Origin of the sequence: Luteimonas deserti, from assembly GCF_013425765.1 — a bacterium.
Classification (GTDB): Bacteria; Pseudomonadota; Gammaproteobacteria; order Xanthomonadales; family Xanthomonadaceae; genus Luteimonas; species Luteimonas deserti.
The window spans coordinates 115596-135488 of the sequence record NZ_JACCJZ010000010.1; the positions used below are offsets into that span (position 1 = coordinate 115596).

Sequence of the window (19893 nt, forward strand, 5' to 3'; positions counted from 1 at the left end):
TGCAATGCAATACGGGTTCAGCGACGACGGTCGCCGCTTCACCATCGACAGCCCCACCGCCATGCCGCACGCCTCGGCGTTCCTCTGGAACCGGCGGATGATGGTGCAGGCCACGTGCCGCGGCTTCGCCACCGCGCAATTCATGCAGCCCGAGCCCGCGAAGTACGCGCATGCGCCCACGCTCGAGGCGCGCAGTTTCATGCAGCCCGAGCAGCCGGTGTACGCGCATCACCCGGGGCGCTTCTGCTACGTCAAGGACGAGGACGACGGCACGTTGTGCTCGCTGCCGCACGAGCCCGTCCGCGCGTCCGCCGATGGGTTCGCGTTCGAGGCCGCGCCGGAGGCACTCACCTGGCGCGTCGAGCGCGACGGCCTCGCCTTCGAATGGCGCCTGACGCTGGCCGTGGACGATGTCGCCGAGCTGTGGACGCTGCGCGTGCGCAATGCGTCGGGACGCACGCGACGACTCAGCCTCTACCCGTATTTCCCGGTCGGCTACATGTCGTGGATGAACCAGTCCGCGACGTGGCGCGAGGATCTGGGCGGCATCGTCTGCAGCAGCGTCACGCCCTACCAGAAGGTGGCCGACTACTTCGTCCAGCGCGACTTCATGGACCGCACCGTGCTGCTGCACGCCAATGCCCCCGACGCCTGGGACGCGCGCCAAGCCGCGTTCGAAGGCGAAGGCGGCCTGCAGGCGCCTTCGGCGATCACCGATGCCCCGCTGCTGGGGTGCCGCGACGCCGACTACGAAATGCCGACCGCGGCACTGCAGTACCGCGTCGTGCTCGCCGATGGCGACGAGCGCGAAGAACGCTTCGTCTTCGGCCCCGCGCGCGACGATGCGCAGATCCACGCATTGCGTGCGAACTACCTCGCCCCCGGTGGGTTCGAAGCGGCGGCCACCGCGTATGCCGATTACCTCGCCGGCGGGCGCGGCTGCATCGACATCCGCACCCCCGACGCGTGGCTCGACGCCTTCGCCAACCACTGGCTGCCGCGGCAGGTCTACTACCACGGCGACGTCAACCGCCTGACCACCGATCCGCAGACGCGCAACCTGCTGCAGGACCACATGGGCATGGCCTACCTGCAGCCGGCGACCGCGCGCGCCGCGTTCCTGCGCGCGCTGTCGCAGCAGGAATCCAGTGGCGCCATGCCCGACGGCATCCTGCTGGTCGACGGGGCGCAGCTGAAGTACATCAACCAGATCCCGCACACCGATCATTGCGTGTGGCTGCCCGTCTTCCTGCAGGCCTACCTCGACGAAACCGGCGACGACGCCGTGCTCGATGTGGCGGTCACCGATGCGCAAGGCCACACCGCCAGCTTGGCCGAACGCGTGGACCGCGCCATGCACTGGCTGCTCTCGGCACGCGATGCGCGGGGCCTGAGCTACATCGCCCAGGGCGACTGGTGCGATCCGATGAACATGGTCGGCTACCAGGGCCGCGGCGTCTCCGGCTGGCTCACGCTGGCCACCGCGCATGCCCTGCGGCTGTGGGCCGGCATCCGCGCGCGCCATGCCGGCGACGCCGCAGCCGATGTCTTCGCACAGGGCGCACAGGCCTGCAACGACGCCGCCAACGCCCACCTGTGGGACGGCGAGTGGTACGCGCGCGGCATCACCGACGACGGCGTCGTCTTCGGCGTGCAGCGCGACACCGAAGGCCGCATCTATCTCAATCCGCAGAGCTGGGCGATGCTCTCGGGCGCGGCCGACGCCACGCGCCGCACACAGCTGCTGGCCGCCGTGGAAGCGCAACTCGTCTCGCCGTACGGCGTGGCCATGCTCGATCCGCCCTACACCGGCATGCGCGACGACGTGGGCCGGCTCACCCAGAAATTCCCCGGCTCGGCCGAGAACGGCTCGGTCTACAACCACGCCGCCGCGTTCTACCTGCACGCGCTGTACGAGGCGGGCGACGCCGACCGCGCCTGGCGCGTGCTGCGCGCCATGCTGCCCGGGCCCGATGCCCACGACCTGCTGCAGCGCGGCCAGCTGCCGGTGTTCGTGCCCAACTACTACCGCGGCGACTGGCGCGGCCATCCGCGCACCGCGGGGCGCTCCAGCCAGCTGTTCAACACCGGCACCGCGGCGTGGCTGTATCGCTGCCTGATCGAAGGCCTGTTCGGGCTGCGCGGCGAAGGCGATGCGCTGCGCATCGCGCCGCAGCTGCCCTCGCACTGGTCCGAGGCCTCGGTGGTACGTCGCTTCCGCGGCGCCGAGATCACCCTGCAGGTGCGCCGCGTGCCCGGCGTGGACACGATGCGCGTGCGCGCCGACGGGCACGTGCTCGACGCACCGCGGCTGCGCGGCATCGTCGCCGGTGCGCGACATCGCATCGACGTGGACTTGCCCGCGTGATGGCCGCACCGCAGGTGGTGATCGTCATGGGTGTCTCGGGCAGCGGCAAGACCACGCTGGCACGCCTGCTGGCCGGGGAGTGGCAGGCCACCTTCATCGATGCCGACGACATCCACGACGCCGCCGCCCGCGCGCGCATGGCCGCCGGCCTGCCGCTCACCGACGCCATGCGCGACCCGTGGGTGGCACGCATCGCGGCCGAACTCACCGCGCGCGTGGCGAACGGCGAACGCGTCGTGCTCGCGTTCTCCGGCCTGCGCCGCCGCCATCGCGACCGGCTGCGCGACACCGGCCTGTCGCTGCGCTTCCTGTTCCTGCACGGCGACCAGGCCCTGATCGCCGCGCGCATGCAGGCCCGCAGCGGGCACTACATGCCGGCGTCGCTGCTCGACGGCCAGTTCGAGGCGCTGGAGATGCCGGCCGGCGAAGCCGACGTCGTGACGATGGCAATCGATCAGCCGCCGGCCGAGATGCTGCGCGACGCGCTCGCGGCACTGCGCCTGACCGTCTAGCTGCGGGAGGCGGGCGCCGGTCCACCGTGGCCGAACTGGTGCCGACCCGTACTCCGCGTCAGCGCGCTGATCTCCCGCAGGCTGACGATCGCCTGGCTCGCCCAAAGCATGCAGCAGCGGTGGGAACGATGCATGCGGCGGTAAGGCGCGCGCTGGAGATGCCACGTGAACCGGCAACGGTCACAACGGCTCCGGCGCGCGCATCTCCACAAGCTGTGGGTTGAACGACAAGCCGTCCCTGATGTCGCCGATACAGATGCGCGCCTTCGATGCCAGCCGCGTCCACTGTTTTGGACCTGGCGTGTCGTCCGCGATGGAACCCGGTCGCACCCACGCGCGGCCGTTGAGGTAGTTCACGCTGGTCGTGGTGATCTCGCCTGAGCCGCGATGCAGGTGCATGTCGTCGTAACCGATGAGTCGCATGCAGTCGCCTTCCAGCCGGAACGTGTACGCGACCTCGCGCGTGCTCCAGGTGCCGGCGCTCGCCCAGCTGTGCAGGCCGATGGACCAGGTGCGGTTCGGCCGGATCGCGCTGCCTGCGTCGTCGCGCAGGAAGTCATCCATCACCGGCGCTTCCGGCCGCGGCACCAACGCGTGGTCCGCCATCACCCGCCGCCAGCTGCCATCCGCCTCACCGACCACCGCCACCAGCATTCGCGGATTGGTGTCGAAGCGGTCAGGTCCGAAGCCGGTGTTGTCGACCACGTTGGCGGCTGCATCCATGCGCAGCACCAGCAGCGCATCCTCACGATCGTCCTCGTTCAAACGACCCCGCGCGCTGTGTTCCAGCCGCCAGCCGGCAGGCACGAATGCCTCGGGTGTCGCTGCGCGCTCAGCGATGGGGGGATAGACCACCTCCAGCAGCTCAAAGGCGTGCGCAGGACGCACCACCGCGCAGTATGCGATGACGAGCAGCAATGAGGCGGTGGGGATATGCATGTGTCGTTTCATTGCGTGGGGATGCGGGTCGCCATGATCCGAAATTGTCCCCGGACCTGGATAGGCGAATCTGACCCCATCACGTTTGTTCGGCGGGCGCCCTCAAGAGGGTGCCATAAGTGAATCTGGCACCATTATCTCGGTTCCATTCAAGAATCTCCCCTTGCGGCCGATTTCCCAAGCAAGGCCAGACACCGAGGGAGAAGGACATGGCGCTCCAAGTGGCCTATGCGCAGACGCAACAGCGCGATGTGATCGCTGCGATGCGGGAGCTGTCGGACCGCCTCGGGCCCGACGACCTGGACGGGATCCTGTTCTTCTGCGATCCCGACAATGATCTGGACGCGTTGGGGCCGGCTATCCGCGCCACCTTCGCCTGCCCGGTGGTGGGATGTACCTCGTCCGGACAGATCGGGCCGGAAGGCTTTCAGGCCTGCGGCATGCTGGTGGCCGGGTTGCGTGGCGGATCTCTCCGTCTCCTTCCTTTCCCGATCGCACCGCTATCCGATCTTCAGGCGCAGGCCGCGCTCGTTTCCGAGACGGTGCAGGAGATCGTGGCCGCCGCGCCCGATCGCCGCCATTTCGGCCTGTTGCTGGTGGATGGGCTGTCCGCCTGCGAGGAATTCCTCGCGGCCGCGCTGTACCAGATGTTCGGCAACGTCCCCCTCGTAGGCGGATCGGCGGGCGACAACCTGCGCTTCGAGCGGACCCACGTCTACTATGACGGGCGCTTCCTGCAAGACGCTGCGGTGTTCGCTCTATTCGAGAGCGCCGTGCCGTTCGCCACGTTCAAGTTCCAGCACTTTGTCGCCAGCGATGTGGAACTGGTGATTACCGGCGCCGATCGGCAGCGCCGCATCATTACCGAGATCAACGGCGAACCGGCGGCCTTGGCCTACGCCGAGGCGATCGGCGTGCCGGCGGAGGCATTGGATCCCATGGTGTTCTCCACCCATCCGCTACTGATCACGCTGGCCGGCGAGCCCTATGTCCGCTCGATCCAGCGGGTCAACGAAGACCTGTCGCTGACCTGCTACTGCGCCATCGACGAGGGCCGTGTGGTGTCGGTGGGCAAGGCCGTCGACGTGATGGCGACCCTGGCCACGGCGTTCCAGAACGTGCGCCGTGCGGTACCGGAACCGGCTTTGGTGATCGGTTGCGATTGCATCTTGCGGCGGGTGGAGTTCGAGCAGAACGGGAGGGCTGCCGAAGTGGGCGAGTTCATGGCGCGCCAGCGCGTGTTCGGCTTCTCGACCTATGGCGAACAGTTCAACGGACTGCACGTCAACCAGACCTTCACCGGAGTGGCGATCGGAGGATGAGCCATGGCGACCGAAGCGACCATCGTGCCGCACGGATTCGTGGCGGCCATTGAACCCAAAAAACCGGCGGCCGGCGTCGAAGCGCGCATCGCGGAACTGGAGCGCAGGCTCGCCGCGCGCGACAAGACCATCGCCGTGCTCAAGCGCTGCGTGCAAGCGCGCGACGAAGCGGAGACCTCGCCGCTGGCGGTGCTGGAACAGAACATCGCGCTCGGCCGGGTCGTGGCCATGAAAACGCGCGAGCTGACGGAGGAGCGGCGCGAACTGCAGGACGCGCTCACCGAACTCGGCAAGGCGCAGGCCGTGTTGTTGCAAGCGCACAAGATGGAATCGATCGGCCAACTCGCCGCGGGCGTGGCCCACGAGATCAATACGCCGACGCAGTACGTCCGCGACAACGTCGCCTTCGTCGCTAAGGCCAGTGCAGTAGTCGAACGCATGCTGACCAAGGCCTGCGAAGTGGTTGCCGCCGCGCGCGCGGGCGGCGCGGCCGCGGACCGGATCGCCGAGTTCGAGGCTCTGGCCAGGTTGTCGAAGCTGGAATTCCTTCGTCAGCAGGTGCCCGAGGCGCTCGAACAGTCGATCGAGGGCCTGGATCGCATCTCGCGCATCGTCGGCGCGATGAAGGAGTTCTCGCATCCTTCGGCCGGACGCAAGGAGCCGGTGGATTTGCGCGCGCTGATCAACACCACCGTGACCGTGGCGCGGAACGAGTGGAAGTACGTGGCAGACCTCGAGACGGCGTTCGACGAGGGCGTGCCGGCAGTGTCCTGCCTGCGCGACGAGATCGGCCAGGTGGTCCTGAACCTCGTGGTCAACGCGGCGCACGCGGTGGCCGATACGCTCGAGCCCGGTGGCAAGGAAAAGGGCAGGATCACGGTGACGTTGCGCAGTACGGTGCCGGGTCACGTGGACATCCGCGTCGAGGACGACGGTCCCGGCATCCCCGAGCACATCCGCGGCCGCGTGTTCGATCCGTTCTTCACCACCAAAGAAGTCGGCAAGGGCACCGGCCAGGGACTATCGATGGCCTATTCGACCGTGGTCGACAGACACAAGGGCAGCATCTTCTTCGAGACGGAGCGCGGCAAGGGCACCGTTTTTATCGTGCGTTTGCCGGTGGAAGCGGGAGAGTAACCATGCGCATTCTGTTCGTGGACGACGAGGAGCGGGTACTGGCGGGCATCCGCCGCACATTGTTCATGGCCGATCGCGATTGGGAAACGGATTTCGCCACCAGCGGTGCCGATGCCCTTGTGAAGCTGGTGGCGCAACCGGCGGACGTGGTGGTGTCGGACATGCGCATGCCGATGATGGATGGCGGCCAGTTGCTGCGCCGCGTTCGCGATGCCTGGCCGGCCACGGTGCGGATCATCCTCTCCGGCCATACCGAACAGGAAGCGGCGCTACGCACGCTGGACGTGGCCCACCGCTTCCTCGCCAAGCCATGCGACGGAGACGCGCTGATCGAGGCGATCGACCGCACCATGGGGCTGCAGGAGCTGTTGCAGCACAAGGCGCTGCAGGAGGTGGTCGGCCGCATCGGCACGTTGCCGGCTGCGCCGCACATGTACGAGCGCCTGACCCGGTTGCTGGCCGAGGAAGGCGAACGCGTGGCGCAGGTGGTGGCCACCGTCGAACAGGACCCGGCGCTCGCGGCCAAGGTGCTGCAACTGGCCAATTGCGCCTTCTTCAACGAGGGCGAGCTCGTGGCCGACATCGCCGAGGCGGTTGCGCGCGTCGGCCTGCCCACTCTGCGGACTCTGGTGCTCGCCACTGAGGTGTTCGGCAGGAAGGAGTGCGCCGAGGTGGACGCGCTGCGCCTGCAGGCCGTGCACGCCTCGCGCTTGGCCGGAGAGATCGCCGACGCGTACGCGCCGCGCGAGACCACCACCACCGCCGCGCTGTTGGCCGAGGTAGGCAAGCTATTGCCGGAGGTCGAGCACCTGTGCGGAGAGGCGGACGCGCGCGGCGACGGTTTTCCCACGCATGCGGAGATCGGCGCCTATCTGCTGGGCATGTGGGGCCTGCCGGCGACGATCGTGGAAGCGGTCGCGCACCACCGCAATCCCGAGCGCGTCCAGCCCAAGGCGTTCGACGCACTGGGTGTGGTGCACGTCGCCGTGGCGCTCGCCCGCGGCGAGAGTCCGGACAAGGGGTATCTGGACAGGATGGGCGTGGCCGAACGGCTGCAGCAGTGGGGCCGCACATGCGCGGCGCAGGTGCCGGGCAAATGAACCGCATGAGCGAAGCCGCATTGCCGCGCATCCTCTGCGTGGACGACGAGCCCAATCTGCTGGCGGGCCTGGAGCGCAGTCTGTTTGATCGGTTCGACGTGACCACCGCCGACGGTGGTGCCGCCGGACTGGCGGCGCTGGAGGCTTCAGGCCCCTTCGCAGCAATCGTTTCCGACATGCGCATGCCCAACATGGACGGCGTCGCTTTCCTGGCGCAAGCCCGGCAACGCGCGCCCGACACTGTGCGCATCCTGCTCACCGGCCAGGCCGACACCGCCTCGGCCATCGCTGCGATCAACCACGGCGCCATCTTCCGCTTCCTGTGCAAGCCGTGTCCGACCGAGGTGCTGGTCGCCACGCTGGATGAAGCGACGACACGGCACCGGATGACTCTCCTGGAACGGGAGGTGCTGGAAACCACGCTCTCGAGTGCGGTGAACACCCTGGGCGAAGTGCTGTCGATGGCGGCTCCGGCCGCGTTCCAGTGCGCCACCCTGGCGCAGACCTGCGTCCGCCACGCCCTGGGCAGGCTCGACTGGGCCGAGGGCTGGACCGTGCAGGTAGCCGCGGCGCTGAGCCAGATCGGCCTGGTCGGCGTGCCAAGCGAGCTCCTGCAGCGCGACCTTGCGGGCGAGCCGCTGGAGGACTCCGAGCGCGCGCTGTTGCAGCGTCATCCCGAAGTCGGCTATCGCCTGATCGTCTCGATACCGCGCCTGCAGCCGGTCGCCGAGATCGTGCGCCACCAGGCTGTGCCGCCCCCGCCGGAAGCCGCGGACGTAGTGGTCCGCGGCGCCCATCTCCTGCGCGCCGCGCTGGAGCTGACCCGTCTCCTGGCGGGCTCGGCCTCGCACGCACGCGCGCTCGGGGCGCTGACCACAATGGAGCCGCCGGTGCCCGGCGAGATCGTGCGCGCGCTGTTCGACTTCCGCATGGAAAGCATGCGCCGCAGCCGCAGCGTGCGGGTCCGCGACCTGATGCCCGGCTGGATCGTCGAGGAAGACATCCGCACCCAGCGCGGAATCCTGGTGCTGACTGCCGGCAGTGAACTAACCGCCACCGCGATCCTGGCCTTGCGCAACCACGTGGCGGCCCATGCCATCGCCGAGCCGCTGCGGGTCAGCTGCTCCGGCTGAGGAACGGCGGAACGGCGCTATCGCCCGCGGAACAGCCACGCGATCGTCAGGATCCACGCTTGCCGTCCTGGATCCAGTTCTCGATTTCCGCTGGCGTCAGGTCGAATTGCCGGCTCGCCCGCGCCACCGTTGTCTTGCTCTGAATGATCTTCAGCACCAGCGCCGACTTGCGCCGGGCCATCCAGCGCCTGATCTCTTCTTCTTCGCTCATCGGTGTCTCCTTGGTCGAAACGCAACATCTGCGCAGGAGTTCAGTGGGTCCTTCGGAAAGCTCCTCGTCAAGTTGGTCCGCTGTTGGCCGAGGCTGTGGAAAACTCCCAGAGAGTTTGGGGGTGATCAAAGAATGATCAATCTCGTACCTTCTCCGCGAGTTTCGCGGAGGTTTTCTCGCGCCCCGTGGCCTGAAACTCAAACTCGTGGCAAGTCGATTTGGGTTTTCACACAGCCTCGGCCAGAAGCGGACTTCGATGCCTTGCTTGTTTGCTTCCGACCTGGCTCGAAGACGGGGACCGGCACCATGCACAGTCAAGGGGCGATTTTCTGAGCTCAGGCGACTACCGGTCGCTGCGCAGGGGCAGCGCGGCCTGTACCGCACTGCCCCCGCAGCCTGTCTCAGTGCAGGCGCACGCCAGAGGCATCCGGGTTCGGGCGATGGGCTGCCAGACGTGCAGGCGTGCTGCCGTCGATGGTGCCGTAGGCCGCAGGCATCTCCCGCACGCGTGAACCCCCGCCGGACTTTGCATCGAGTGTCTGACGGCTGATCTGCCGGATCATGTCCTTCATCTCCTCCGCGTTATCGAAGATCGCTGAGCCGATCACGATGATCGTGCCGTCCGCAGAGTCACCGCCGCCCCCGGCCATCAACAGATCCCCTTGGGCACGTAGCAGATCGAGCAGGCGGTCGGCCTCGTCCATCTGATCCAGCGTCATACCGAAGGCCGGGGCCTTGTCGACCTTCGCGTCGGTGCAAGCGGGCGCGTCATCCTCGGATGCCGTCTCCTCGTCGGCGTCGTCTGCATCCTCGGTGTCATGTTCTACAGCCGCCGGCTTCCCTTTGATCTCCAATCGCCATCCGGGCCGCCCAGGCCGGTTTCCGCGACGGCGTAGCCCTGCCGGCGGAAGGCTTCACCGACGAGCTGCTCGAACTCGCGCCAGCCGACGGCGGCCAGGCTCTCGAGGCCGGTGCGGGTGTCGAGCAGGCGGCGGCGGTTGCGGGCGTTGACGAACGCCACCAGCGAGGCGATGCAGCACACGGCCAGCACCATCCACGCGATGGGCGCCAGTGCGTCGCCCTGGGCAGCGAAGGCCTGTGCGAACGGCCCGTCAAGGCGCGCGAAGACCACGGGAATGCCATGCCGGATGCCGGCATAGCCCAGCAGGCCGACCGTCAGACCCACCGGCCACGGCAATGCCGCCAGATCCTCGAGCGTGCTGCGTCGTCCGCGTCCCATGCGAATCCCCTGTCCCCTGCGCCGGACGATAACGCGAAGCCGGTTTGCGTGAAAGCGGTCACGTTCTCCGGGGTGCAGCCGGTATCGCAGGGCGCGCGCGGCTGCGTCGGACCGCGCGTCGGCGTGCGGCGGTCAGCTCGGCAGGCCCGCCATGCCCGCTGGGGTGGCGACGCACACGGCGGATGACGTTCCCGACGGTACCCGGGGCATGCCGCAGTGCGCAGCCCGCGCCACGCGAATGCGTGTGGCGCGGCAGCGGCTGCGTTGCATCAGAACAACGCGCCCTGCGCCGGCGGTTCCGCTTCGACGGGCACCTCGCCAGGCGCGGGCGGGGGCGCAGGCATCGCGCCCAGACGCCAGGCGAGGCCCGACCACCGTCCCGCATGCCGTCCGAGGGCGGCGCGCAGAATCGCGTCGCTCGCGGCCACATGCAACGCACTGCGCGCGCGGGTGAGGCCCGTGTAGACCAGCTCGCGCGAGAGCACGCGGTTGTCGCGCTCGGGCAGCACCAGCCACGCCTCGTCGAACTCCGAGCCCTGGGCCTTGTGCACCGTCATGGCGAACGCGCTGTCGTGGGCCGGCAAGGCGGCGGGATGGAAGGGACGGGGACGCTGCGGATCGTCGCCCGGGAACCAGGCCGTGATCGCGCCGCCGTCGTCCGCAAGACAGATGCCGATGTCGCCGTTGAACAGCCGGTGCCGATAGCTGTTCTCGGTGATCAGCAACAGCCGACCGTGGAAATAACCGGGACCGGCGCCGCGTCGCATGCTGCCGCCGAGCAACGCTTCGATCCGCGCATTGAGCCCGCGTGCGCCCTGGGGCCCGTCGCGCACGGCGGTGAGGATGCGCAGGCGACCGGCACGGGCCAGGGCTTCGGCGGGATCGGTGGTCTCGGCGAGTGCGGTCCAATGCGCGAGCAGCCCATCGCGTTGCGCGGAGAGCGGATCGGCCTGGCCCTCATGGAACTGCACGCCGGCGAGATCTCCCGTGCGGAGCAGCGACAGTGCGGTAGCGGCATCGCCCTCGCGCACGGCGGCGGCGAGCGGCGCGAGATCGAGCGCGGCGCTCTGACGGTAACCGCGTTGCAGGTGGATGCGGCGGCCGGGGAACCCCGTCGCGTCGTGGCGATGACCACCCTCCGCCCCGCGGATGTCGACAGACGCATGTCGGGTCGGGCGGGCGCTGCGCTCCGACAGCGCGTCGCGCGGGTCATCGATGAATGTCGCTTCTGCCTGGCCGGAGCTCCCTGGATGACCAGCGCCGTGCGCCCTTGAACCGCGTGTCCCGCCGGCGCGGAAATGAAGGCCTGGGGCAGTGGACGCGGACGGCGCCACGTCCGCGCCGGTGCCAGAACGCTGATCGTCCTGGGATACGGCACCTGCCGCCACGGACGCGGCAGGTGTCGCGCGCATCCGCCACGCGGGGTCACCGGACAGACGCCTCGACACTGCGGCATCGTCACTGGATCCACCCGAGCCGTCGCCGGCCGCGCGCAGGATGCCGCTGAGCACGTCGCCGGCTTCGACCGAGGGCAGCTGGTCGGGATCGCCCAGCAGCACGAGGCGCGCGCCGTCGGCGACGGCGTCGACCAGTTTGGTCATCAGCGGCAGATCGATCATCGAGGCTTCGTCGACGACGACGACATCGAACGGCACCGGATTGTCGGCGTAGTGGCGGAAACGCGGGCTGTCGGGAATCGTGCCGAGCAGGCGGTGCAGCGTGGTGCCGGCGGTGGGCAGGGTGTCGAGCAATGCGGGCTCGACGCCGGCTGCGGCCAGCGCCTGCACGGCCTTGCGCACGCTCTCGGCCATGCGCTCGGCGGCGCGACCGGTGGGCGCAGCGAGCGCGATGCGCGGTGCGGGGTGCCGGCCGTGCAGCGCCTGCGCGGCGAGCAATGCCAGCAGACGGGTGATCGTGGTGGTCTTGCCGGTGCCGGGACCGCCGGTCACCAGCACCAGGGTGTGGCGGAGCGCGACCGCGGCGGCGAGGGCCTGCCGATCGCCGCCGGTGCGGGCATCGGGAAACAAGTGCGCGAACAGCGACGCCAGTGCCTCCGTGTCGCCGGGCTCCGGTGCGTGCGCGCCGATACGGCGCAGGCCGAGTGCGAGGCGGCGTTCGTACTCGCGGTAGCGGCGCAGATAGAGCAGGCCGTGCTCGAACACCAGTGGCGCATCGGCGTCGGATTCGGCCTCGCCGTCGGCGGGTCGCGACACCCAAGGCGAGGCATCGAGATCGGCGCGCCAGGATTCGGCCGCGGGCCAGTCGATGTCGGCGTCGACGAGACGTTGCGGCGCGGCGGGATCGAAACCGGCATGCCCGTTGGCGACGGCGAGCGACGCGAGGGCGGCGGCAGCGAGCACGGTGTCGGGCGTGGCGGGATCGAGGCGCCGCAGCGACTGCGCGAGCGCATTGTCGAGCGTACGCAGCGCGCCGGCGTCGCGAAGGCTCGGGAGAAGGGCGCGGGTGCTCATCGTGCCCGGGCTTCCAGTGATCGGTTTCCCTTACCCCGACCCGCGTTCGGCGCTGCTGCACTCGCCTTGCCCCGAAGGCGTTCACCGGCGCGTGAGCCGGTGGCACGCAGGCAGCCTTCATTACCCCAAGGGAAGAGAGGCTCGAATCGAGCAGGCGCGAGCAGTGCGGGAGTGCCGCATCGCCTTCCTCGGCCCTGCAACGCTCCGCTGCCCCGGGTAGAGCGGCATGGGCAAGGGTGGACGCGCGCGTAAACGCGGCATCCACGCGCCACCTCGACTTCCGAACGGGCTCCGCAGCCGGACAGGTGGTTGTCTACGCACTTCACGCCGCCACCTCCGCATTTCGCCCGGCGAACAGCCCATCCAGCGCATCCACCAGTTCAGGCGAGAACCGCCATGCCTGCACACCCGGCGCATCTTCGCGCGTGGCATCCAGGCCGCGGCAGAACAGATACCGCACGCCGCCGAAATCACGCGTGTAGTCGTAGCCGTCGCCCAGACGGAAGCGCAGCCAGCGATGCAGGGCCATGGTGTAGATCAGCGCCTGCAGGTCGTACTCGCTGTGCGCCATCGCGGCCTCGAGCTGCGCGGGGCCGTAGCCGGGCAGGCGGTTGGTCTTGTAGTCCAGCACGTACCAGCGGCCCTCGTGGATGTAGGTCAGGTCGATCAGGCCGGTCATCAGCCCTTCGAGCTGGCGACGCGTGCCGAAGCCGCTGCGGGTGCGCAGCACGTCGTGGCGATGCAGCAGGGCGAGCAGGGCGTCGATGCGCGTGGGTGCGAGGGCGAACTGGAACTCGATTTCCGGACGACGCGCATCCGCCGGCACGTCGGCGAGGCGCACGCCTTCGGGCAGGGTGACGGTCAGCGTCTGGCCGACGAGCGGGGTCAGCACGGCGATGCCGTCGTCGAGATCGGCGTCGGCGTAACCAGCGGCGCGCAGGCGCTCAACGATGACGTCCGCATCGGCCTCCGGTGCGGGCGCATCGGGCGTCCACGTGGACCACTGCGCGAAGTCGCTGCGTTCGAGCACGTCGTGCAGCACCACGCCAAAGCGCGCGCCGGCGAAGCGCGGGTCGTAGACATCGCTCTCGACCGCAGCGTCCGGCGCGGCATCGGGATCGACAGCCGGCTCGTCCAGCCCACCGGGCGCGGCCTGCGTGGATGCGCTCGAAGCGTCGTGGCCGGACTCGGCATTCGCCAGCTGGGTGAAGCTGTAGACCCACCAGTCGCTGAGCAGCGAGCGCGTGGCGACGCGCGCGGCCGGCACGACGTCCTCGGATTCGGGCGGCAGCCACGGCAGTGATGCCGGCGGCGCCTGAGTGTCGATGCGGATGGCACTGCCTAGTGCTTCGGCGAGCGCGTCTGGCGTCGCGATCATGTGCGCGATCGCGGCCTTGTCATGGCCGAAGAATTTGCCACTGGCGATCCACAGTGCATGGCGCGCGCGGGTCAGGCCGACGTAGAGCAGGCGCGCGTCTTCGGCGCGTTGACTGTCCTGCCAACGCTGCTTCGCCGCGTCCCAGCCCGAGCGCGACGGCAACAGCTTCCAGTGCAGGGCGCGGCCGGCGTCGTCGGCCACGGTGACGTGGCGGGCGGCGTCGCGCGGCTTGCCGCCGATACCGGCGAACGGCAGGAACACCAGCGGATATTCGAGCCCCTTGCTCTTGTGCAGCGTGACCACCTGCACCCGGCGCGCGTCGGATTCGAGGCGCAGCAACTGGCTGTCGTCGTCGCTGCTGGCGGATGCGATCGCGCGCGACAGCCAGTCGACCAGGCCGTGCAGACCCAGCGCATGCGCCTGCGCTTCCTGCAGCAGTTCGGCGAGCTGCAGATAGTTGGTCAGGCGACGCTCGCCATCGAGCAGGCCGAGCAGGCGGCCCGCGTGCGCAGCGCAGAGATCGGTGATCAGGGCGAGCGGGCCGCCGCGTTGCAGGCGATCGCGCCAGCCGAGCGCGGCGAGTTGCCAGGTGCGCAGCGCGTCGCCGTCCTCGTCGAGTGCGGCGACCTGCGTCGCGTCCTCACCGATCAGCACCGTCGACAGCGCCATGCGCAGGCGGCCGTCATCGGCGCCGTGCAGCAGCGCGAGCAGCAGCGCATGCACATCGCGTGTCTCCGCGGTCGCGAACAGGCTCTGCTTTCCGGCCGCGACCGCGGGAATACCGACCATCGCCAGCGCGGCGCGGATGCGCGTGGCCTCACTGTGCGAGCGCACCAGCACCGCGACGTCGCCGGGCTGCACCGGGCGGCCCTCGATCAGCGCGCGGCCTTCGCGCGCATCGGACAGCACGCGATGGATTTCGGCCACACAGGCCTGCGTCGCGAGTTCGCGCGAACGGCCGGCGCTCCAGGGTTTCAGCTTGCCCTTGTGGTCCGGCGGCGGATCGGGTGCCTGCCACAGCGTGAGCGCGGGCGCAGGCACGCCGCCCTGCAGATAGTCGTCGTCGCGCCGCACGCCGCCGGGTGCGACTTCGCGAAACGCAATGCGGGCATCGACGAACGGCGGATGTCCCGACGCATCGGCCTGTGCGTACAGCGCCGCGACCGCGCGCAGCACACCGGGGCGCGAACGGAAGTTCAGCGCAAGTGGCGGTGCCAGTTCGGCCGAGGCCTGCGCGGCGAGATAGGTTTCGACGTCGCCGCCGCGAAAACCATAGATCGCCTGCTTGGGATCGCCGATGACGAACAGCGCCGGCGCGCAGCTGGCGGCGCCGAACACGCGTTCGAAGATGCGCCACTGGCGCGGATCGGTGTCCTGGAATTCGTCGACCAGCGCGACCCGGTATTGCGCGCGCAGCTGCGCGACCAGCGCGTCGGCCTGTGGGCCATCGACGGCATCGGCAACACGGTCGATCAGATCGTCGTAGGTCTGCACGCGCTGCTGCTGCTTGAAACGATCGACGCGGGCACGCGCGTCATCGCGCAGGCGGTGCAGCAGCTCGACGCGGCGCGCGTCCTGCCATTCGGCGATTTCGTCGAGCGCATCGAGATACGCGGGAATCGCATCGCACACGGGCGAGTCCGGCGTCGGGCCCTTGGCGGTCTTGTTGGTCTTCTCGATCAACCGGTCGCGACGCAGATTCGCCAGCTTGGCGTGCTGGAACGGCGCGTCGTGATCGCCGGTCGCGCACCAGGTGCGCAGATCGGCGAACAGCGCGGTGATCCAGTCGGCCTTGTAGCTGGCGCCGTGCAGGATCTTGCTGTCGACGGCCTCGATCAGCGACGCGCGGAGATCGTCGCCGTGCGCCTGGAACGCGTGCGCGAGCGCGCCGCCCGCAGTGCGCAGACGCGGCGCCGGGTCGTCGGGCAGGTCGGCCAGTGCGGGCCGCAGCACGCGTTCGCGCACCAGCGGCGACAGATCGCCGGCGAGCGCGAGCGGGCCGCCGGACCACAAGCTCAGCAGATCGTCGGCGGCATCGGGCTCGACGCCGTGCGAGCGCCACAGATCGGCGGCGATGGCTTCGCGAAGCGCGGTGTCGCTGGCCATCAGTTCGGGCGCGTCGAAACCCTGCCCGGCTTCCAGCGCGTGTTCGCGCAGCACGCGCGCGCAGAAGCCGTGGATGGTGAAGATCGCGGCGAGATCGATCTCGTCGGCCGCGGCGCGCAGGCGGCGCCGCAAGGCGTCGGCGCTTTCCTCGCCACGTGCGAGATGCTGCACGAGCACGGCACTGGTCAGCGCGGCTTCGGGAGGCGCGTCATCGCCGATGTCGGCCTCGACTAGCGCCTCGGCCATCTTGAGGCGTTTGTGGATGCGGCTGCGCAGTTCCTGGGTCGCGGCTTCGGTGAAGGTCACCGCGAGAATTTCGCCGACGCGCAGGCCACCTTCGACGACGAGCCGCACGACCAGCGTCGCCAGCGTGAACGTCTTGCCGGTGCCGGCCGAGGCCTCGATGGCGCGCACGCCGTCGAGCGGCAGCAGCAGGTAGGGATCGGTGCTGCTCATTCCGATTCCTCCACGTCAAGTTCCGCGGCGATCGTGCGCAGCGCATCCAGATCGGTGCCGCCGTAGACCAGACCCTTCACCACCGCGCCGAACACCGTCATCGCCTGGTCGACGAACGCGATCTGCGTGGCGGCGTCGGTAAACGGATCGCGCCCGCGCAGCGCGAGACGCAGCGCTTCGGTATTGCCCTCGCCCCAGCTGCGGTCGCTGCCGTGCCATTTCTTCGCTGCGTTCTGGAGACCGCGTTCGAGCGTCGGCGCGTTGAACAGTTCCCAGCCGCTATAGGGCGCGAAGGGCAGCGGCGCGCGCAGACCCTGGGCGCGCAGTGCGATCAGATGCGCGAGCAGCGCGCGGGCCTCGTGCGGTGCGAGCGTGGCGCGCGTATGCGGACCGGCACCCGCATCGCCGCCGTCGTGGAACTGCACCAGCGGCGTCTCAAGTCCGGCGGCGCTGGCGAGCAGCCAGTCGAGGCCGTCGCGGATCGCGGAATTGCCATTCGGCGCATCGAAGCGGACGCGCGCGATGCCATGCGGATACACGTCGCCGAGTCGGCCGTGCAGGCGCACAGCCTGTCCCGGACCTGATCCGGGGACGTTGATGTCGGCCTCGATCCGCGGTGATTCGGCGATCGCATCGCCACGCCATGCGCGGAACGCCTCGGCGTAACCGTCGACTTCGCGGCGCACCGCATCGAGTGTGCGACGCCCCAGCGGGCCGGACGGCAACAGGCCGCGTGCGCGCAGCAGGGCCTGCGTGGTCGCATCGTCGTCGCCGCGCAGACGCGCCTCGAACACCGCACGCTGCAGCTGTTGTTTCGCGAGGCCGCGGCCGGGCGCGAGCAACGGTTCGACATCGCCTTCGAGCGTCTCGACGTCGGCCAGTCGCATGCCCAGCCGCTGGCGCAGGAAGGTCTCGGCCGGCGCCTGCAGAAAGCGGCGCAGCGTATCGAGCGACAACGCGTCCTCTGCCTCTTCGATCGGCGGCAGCGCCGTGCCGTCGAACCACGCCGGCAAGGCGATGCGCCGCTGCACCGGCTGCGATGCGGCCTGCCACCACTGCTGGCGATACGAGAAACGACGCGGCTCGTCGCCGGCGCCGAACGCGGCGGGCGCGAACGGCTGCAGCGGGTGATGCACGACGAGGTCGTCCGCCGCGTGCGCGTCCGGCGCGTGCTGCGCATCGGCGGCGGCCAGCAGTTCGGTCACCAGCACCGAAGGCTCGCGCACGCTGCCGTCGCGCGGGTCCGCGCCCTGGTAGCTGACGTAGAACACGTCCTGCGCGGCGGCGAACAATTGCAGGAAGAGGAACCGGTCGTCGTCGCGCGTGCTGCGGTCGCCGACCTGGCGACGATCGGTGCCGAGTTCGGCGGTCAGACGGTTGAGTCCGGCCGCGGAATCGCGACGCGGGAAGTCGCCGTCGTCCATGCCGAGCAGGCAGATCGCGCGGAACGGCAGCAGGCGCATCGGCACCATGCGGCCGACGCTGACGCCACCGGTCAGCAGCGGCGCGCGCGTGTCGGCCTCGCCGAGCACACCAGCAAAATGCGCGCGTACGGCTTCCGACGGCACCGGCGCATCGAAGCCGGCGCGCGTGGCATCGGCGGCGAAGGCGTCGATCAGGCTGCGCAAACGGTCGAGCGCGCGCTGGGTCGCGGGCGCGGACGGCGGCTTCGGCAGCAACGCGTCGAGCAGGCGCAGCAGGCGATCGCGCCAGGCCTCGGGCGGCATCGCCTCGCCGAGCAGATCGGCATGGCGCGCGAGTACGCGCAGCAGGCGGACCAGCGTGTCGAGCGCATCGAGCGCGCTGCCTTCGAGTTCGGGCAATGGTGCGATCAGGTGACCGGATGCCGTCGCGATCGGCGCATCGCTGCCGCTGGCGTGACCGAGCAGCAGGCGGTCGAGCGCGAAGGCCCAGGTGTAGGCGTCGTCGGCCGGCGCGTCGAGGCGCGCGCGATGGGCGGCGTCGATGCCCCAGCGCGCGCCGGCCGCGAACAGCCACGCATGCAGCCGCGCGAACGCACCGGCATCCAGCCCGGCGGATTCGGCGAGCGGCGGGCTCGCCAGCAGATCCAGCGTTTCTTCCAGCCCGAACCGCGCGACCGGCAGCGCGAGCAGACGCAGGAACACGTCGGCCAGCGGCTCACCGGCGAGCGGGCTGGCATCGGCCAGCGCGTAGGGAATGTGCTCGTGCGCGGCCTGCCCCTCACGCCCGCGACCGCCGAACACCGCATCCAGATACGGGATATAGGGATCGATGTCGGGCGCCAGCACCGCGACGTCGCGCGGCTGCAGCGGCGGGTCGAAACGCGGATCCTCGAACAGGGCGCGCAACTGGTCGTGCAGCACCTGCAGTTCGCGCAGGCGCGTGTGGCAGGCGTGCACCTGCAGGCTGGGATCGTCGCGCCGCAATGCCGGCAGACGCGTGCGTGGATCGATCGCGGTCGGCGTCAGCGGCGGTGACGGCAGGCGCTGGAACAGGTCCGACTGCAGCCGACGCAGCAGGCTGCCGTGCAGCGCGCCGCCGCCCTCGCCGGGATCGGCATCGCTGCGCAGTTCGATATCGGGATGCACGACTTCGTAGCTGCCGAGCACGGCCATGAAATCGCGACCGGCGTGGCCCCAGGCCTGCAGCAGCGGATTCTCGGTGCGCGCGGCCTCGGCGCCGCCGGCGCGCACGCGTTGCAGATCGCCCCAGTAATCGCGACTGGGCGAGGGCACGTAGAAATGCAGCGTGCCCACCCGTGCCTGCGTGGCCAGCACGCGCAGCACGTCGGGCGAGACGTTGAGCGTGGCGAACGCGAACAGCCGCGGCGGCAGACCGACCGGCAACGGCGCGTCGGGGCTTTCGAAGCGGTCGAGATACTGCTGGATGCGCCGCGCGCGATGCTGGCGGCCGCGCGCGATGCGCCGCCACAGGATCGCCTGCGGATCGTCGGTATCCGCGCCCGCTTCCCAGCGCAGCAGCCAGTCGCGGCGCCAGGCCTGGTACTTCTCGAACACCGAGGCGAGTTCGCCGGCCAGCGCCCACGGCCGCAGCGGATCATTGCTGTCGACATGCGCGCGTAGTGCGGCGAGCGCCGTCTGGGCGAGGAAGGCCGGATCGGTCAGCGCGGCGTAGAGATGCCAGCGCAGCGCGGCCGCGTCGGGTTCGTCGGTCGGCGGGCCGAGATTCGCCGACAGCGCCTTGCCGACGAATTCGCCCGGCGTCACGAATTCCAGGTTCGCGGCGACGCCGTGTTCGGCAGCGAGCGTCGCCTGCAGCCAGCGTCGCATCGCGACCTGCGGAATCAGCACCACATCCGGCGCCAGCAGCGACTGCCCCGGCGCCGGCGTGCGCAGCGCGTGCGCCATCAGGCCCGCCAGCACCTCCAGCGCATTGGAGTGATAGAGGCGGAAGTCGGGCGTGGGCGCGGCAGGCATCCGGCGATTGTGCCGCAGTGCGTCGCAGCGCCTGCGATCCGCGAGGTCACCCGGCTACGACGATGTGCAGCTGCGCCTGCAGCCAGGCCGATTCGGCGGAC

At 69.7% G+C, this 19893-nt stretch carries 13 protein-coding genes; 6 read left to right on the plus strand and 7 right to left on the minus strand.

Features of this window, described 5'->3' with window-relative positions:
• The first annotated feature begins 4 nt into the window (after positions 1–4).
• Both H0E82_RS04080 and H0E82_RS04085 read left to right on the plus strand, forming a co-directional pair.
• Positions 5–2368: a GH36-type glycosyl hydrolase domain-containing protein gene (locus H0E82_RS04080; protein WP_235974163.1), complete on the plus strand. Its 2364-nt coding sequence runs from the start codon at positions 5–7 to the stop codon at positions 2366–2368.
• Complete coding sequence (locus H0E82_RS04085; protein ID WP_180544082.1) at positions 2368–2880, plus strand: gluconokinase; 513 nt, start codon at positions 2368–2370, stop codon at positions 2878–2880. The genes H0E82_RS04080 and H0E82_RS04085 overlap by 1 nt, the downstream gene beginning before the upstream one ends.
• Positions 2881–3060: 180 nt before the next feature.
• Here the strand turns inward: H0E82_RS04085 and H0E82_RS04090 are convergent, their stop codons facing one another.
• The gene (locus tag H0E82_RS04090) at positions 3061–3798 is read right to left on the minus strand and encodes a hypothetical protein (protein WP_180544084.1); all 738 of its coding nucleotides are present in this window, start codon (positions 3796–3798) and stop codon (positions 3061–3063) included.
• A 230-nt stretch (positions 3799–4028) separates the two neighbouring features.
• On the opposite strand from H0E82_RS04090, the gene H0E82_RS04095 reads away from it, so the two are divergent.
• The 4 genes from H0E82_RS04095 to H0E82_RS04110 are packed head-to-tail and all read left to right on the plus strand — an operon-like array spanning position 4029 to position 8511.
• Positions 4029–5141, plus strand: coding sequence for an FIST N-terminal domain-containing protein (locus H0E82_RS04095; protein ID WP_180544086.1), 1113 nt, complete (start codon positions 4029–4031; stop codon positions 5139–5141).
• A gap of 3 nt (positions 5142–5144) precedes the next feature.
• Entirely contained in the window at positions 5145–6278 is a 1134-nt protein-coding gene (locus H0E82_RS04100) for a sensor histidine kinase (protein ID WP_180544088.1), read from the plus strand.
• A 2-nt stretch (positions 6279–6280) separates the two neighbouring features.
• A complete protein-coding gene (locus tag H0E82_RS04105) occupies positions 6281–7378 on the plus strand; it encodes an HDOD domain-containing protein (RefSeq protein ID WP_180544090.1) in 1098 nt (365 codons plus the stop codon).
• The gene (locus H0E82_RS04110) at positions 7375–8511 is read left to right on the plus strand and encodes a response regulator (RefSeq protein ID WP_219338401.1); all 1137 of its coding nucleotides are present in this window, start codon (positions 7375–7377) and stop codon (positions 8509–8511) included. Before H0E82_RS04105 ends, H0E82_RS04110 begins: the two co-directional genes overlap by 4 nt.
• 46 nt (positions 8512–8557) lie before the next feature.
• Here the strand turns inward: H0E82_RS04110 and H0E82_RS04115 are convergent, their stop codons facing one another.
• From H0E82_RS04115 to recC, 6 genes are all read right to left on the minus strand, one after another.
• Entirely contained in the window at positions 8558–8722 is a 165-nt protein-coding gene (locus H0E82_RS04115; protein ID WP_235974164.1) for a DUF1153 domain-containing protein, read from the minus strand.
• Positions 8723–9123: 401 nt separating this feature from the next.
• Complete coding sequence (locus H0E82_RS04120) at positions 9124–9576, minus strand: hypothetical protein (RefSeq protein ID WP_180544092.1); 453 nt, start codon at positions 9574–9576, stop codon at positions 9124–9126.
• A complete protein-coding gene (locus H0E82_RS04125) occupies positions 9546–9962 on the minus strand; it encodes a PDDEXK family nuclease (protein WP_180544094.1) in 417 nt (138 codons plus the stop codon). The genes H0E82_RS04120 and H0E82_RS04125 overlap by 31 nt, the downstream gene beginning before the upstream one ends.
• 269 nt (positions 9963–10231) lie before the next feature.
• The gene (locus tag H0E82_RS16760; protein ID WP_235974165.1) at positions 10232–12433 is read right to left on the minus strand and encodes an AAA family ATPase; all 2202 of its coding nucleotides are present in this window, start codon (positions 12431–12433) and stop codon (positions 10232–10234) included.
• 322 nt (positions 12434–12755) lie between these two features.
• Positions 12756–16379, minus strand: coding sequence for a UvrD-helicase domain-containing protein (locus H0E82_RS04140; RefSeq protein WP_180544338.1), 3624 nt, complete (start codon positions 16377–16379; stop codon positions 12756–12758).
• Positions 16370–19792: an exodeoxyribonuclease V subunit gamma gene (recC, locus tag H0E82_RS04145; RefSeq protein WP_180544096.1), complete on the minus strand. Its 3423-nt coding sequence runs from the start codon at positions 19790–19792 to the stop codon at positions 16370–16372. Before recC ends, H0E82_RS04140 begins: the two co-directional genes overlap by 10 nt.
• Positions 19793–19893: the final 101 nt, after the last annotated feature.

Excerpts from the sequence above, each read along its gene's own strand:
- H0E82_RS04080 (WP_235974163.1), top strand. The coding sequence starts at position 5 with ATGCAATACGGGTTCAGCGACGACGGTCGCCGCTTCACCATCGACAGC.
- H0E82_RS04085 (WP_180544082.1), top strand. The coding sequence starts at position 2,368 with ATGGCCGCACCGCAGGTGGTGATCGTCATGGGTGTCTCGGGCAGCGGC.
- H0E82_RS04095 (WP_180544086.1), top strand. The coding sequence starts at position 4,029 with ATGGCGCTCCAAGTGGCCTATGCGCAGACGCAACAGCGCGATGTGATC.
- H0E82_RS04100 (WP_180544088.1), top strand. The coding sequence starts at position 5,145 with ATGGCGACCGAAGCGACCATCGTGCCGCACGGATTCGTGGCGGCCATT.
- H0E82_RS04105 (WP_180544090.1), top strand. The coding sequence starts at position 6,281 with ATGCGCATTCTGTTCGTGGACGACGAGGAGCGGGTACTGGCGGGCATC.
- H0E82_RS04110 (WP_219338401.1), top strand. The coding sequence starts at position 7,375 with ATGAACCGCATGAGCGAAGCCGCATTGCCGCGCATCCTCTGCGTGGAC.
- H0E82_RS04115 (WP_235974164.1), bottom strand. The coding sequence starts at position 8,722 with ATGAGCGAAGAAGAAGAGATCAGGCGCTGGATGGCCCGGCGCAAGTCG.
- H0E82_RS04125 (WP_180544094.1), bottom strand. The coding sequence starts at position 9,962 with ATGGGACGCGGACGACGCAGCACGCTCGAGGATCTGGCGGCATTGCCG.
- H0E82_RS16760 (WP_235974165.1), bottom strand. The coding sequence starts at position 12,433 with ATGAGCACCCGCGCCCTTCTCCCGAGCCTTCGCGACGCCGGCGCGCTG.
- recC (WP_180544096.1), bottom strand. The coding sequence starts at position 19,792 with ATGCCTGCCGCGCCCACGCCCGACTTCCGCCTCTATCACTCCAATGCG.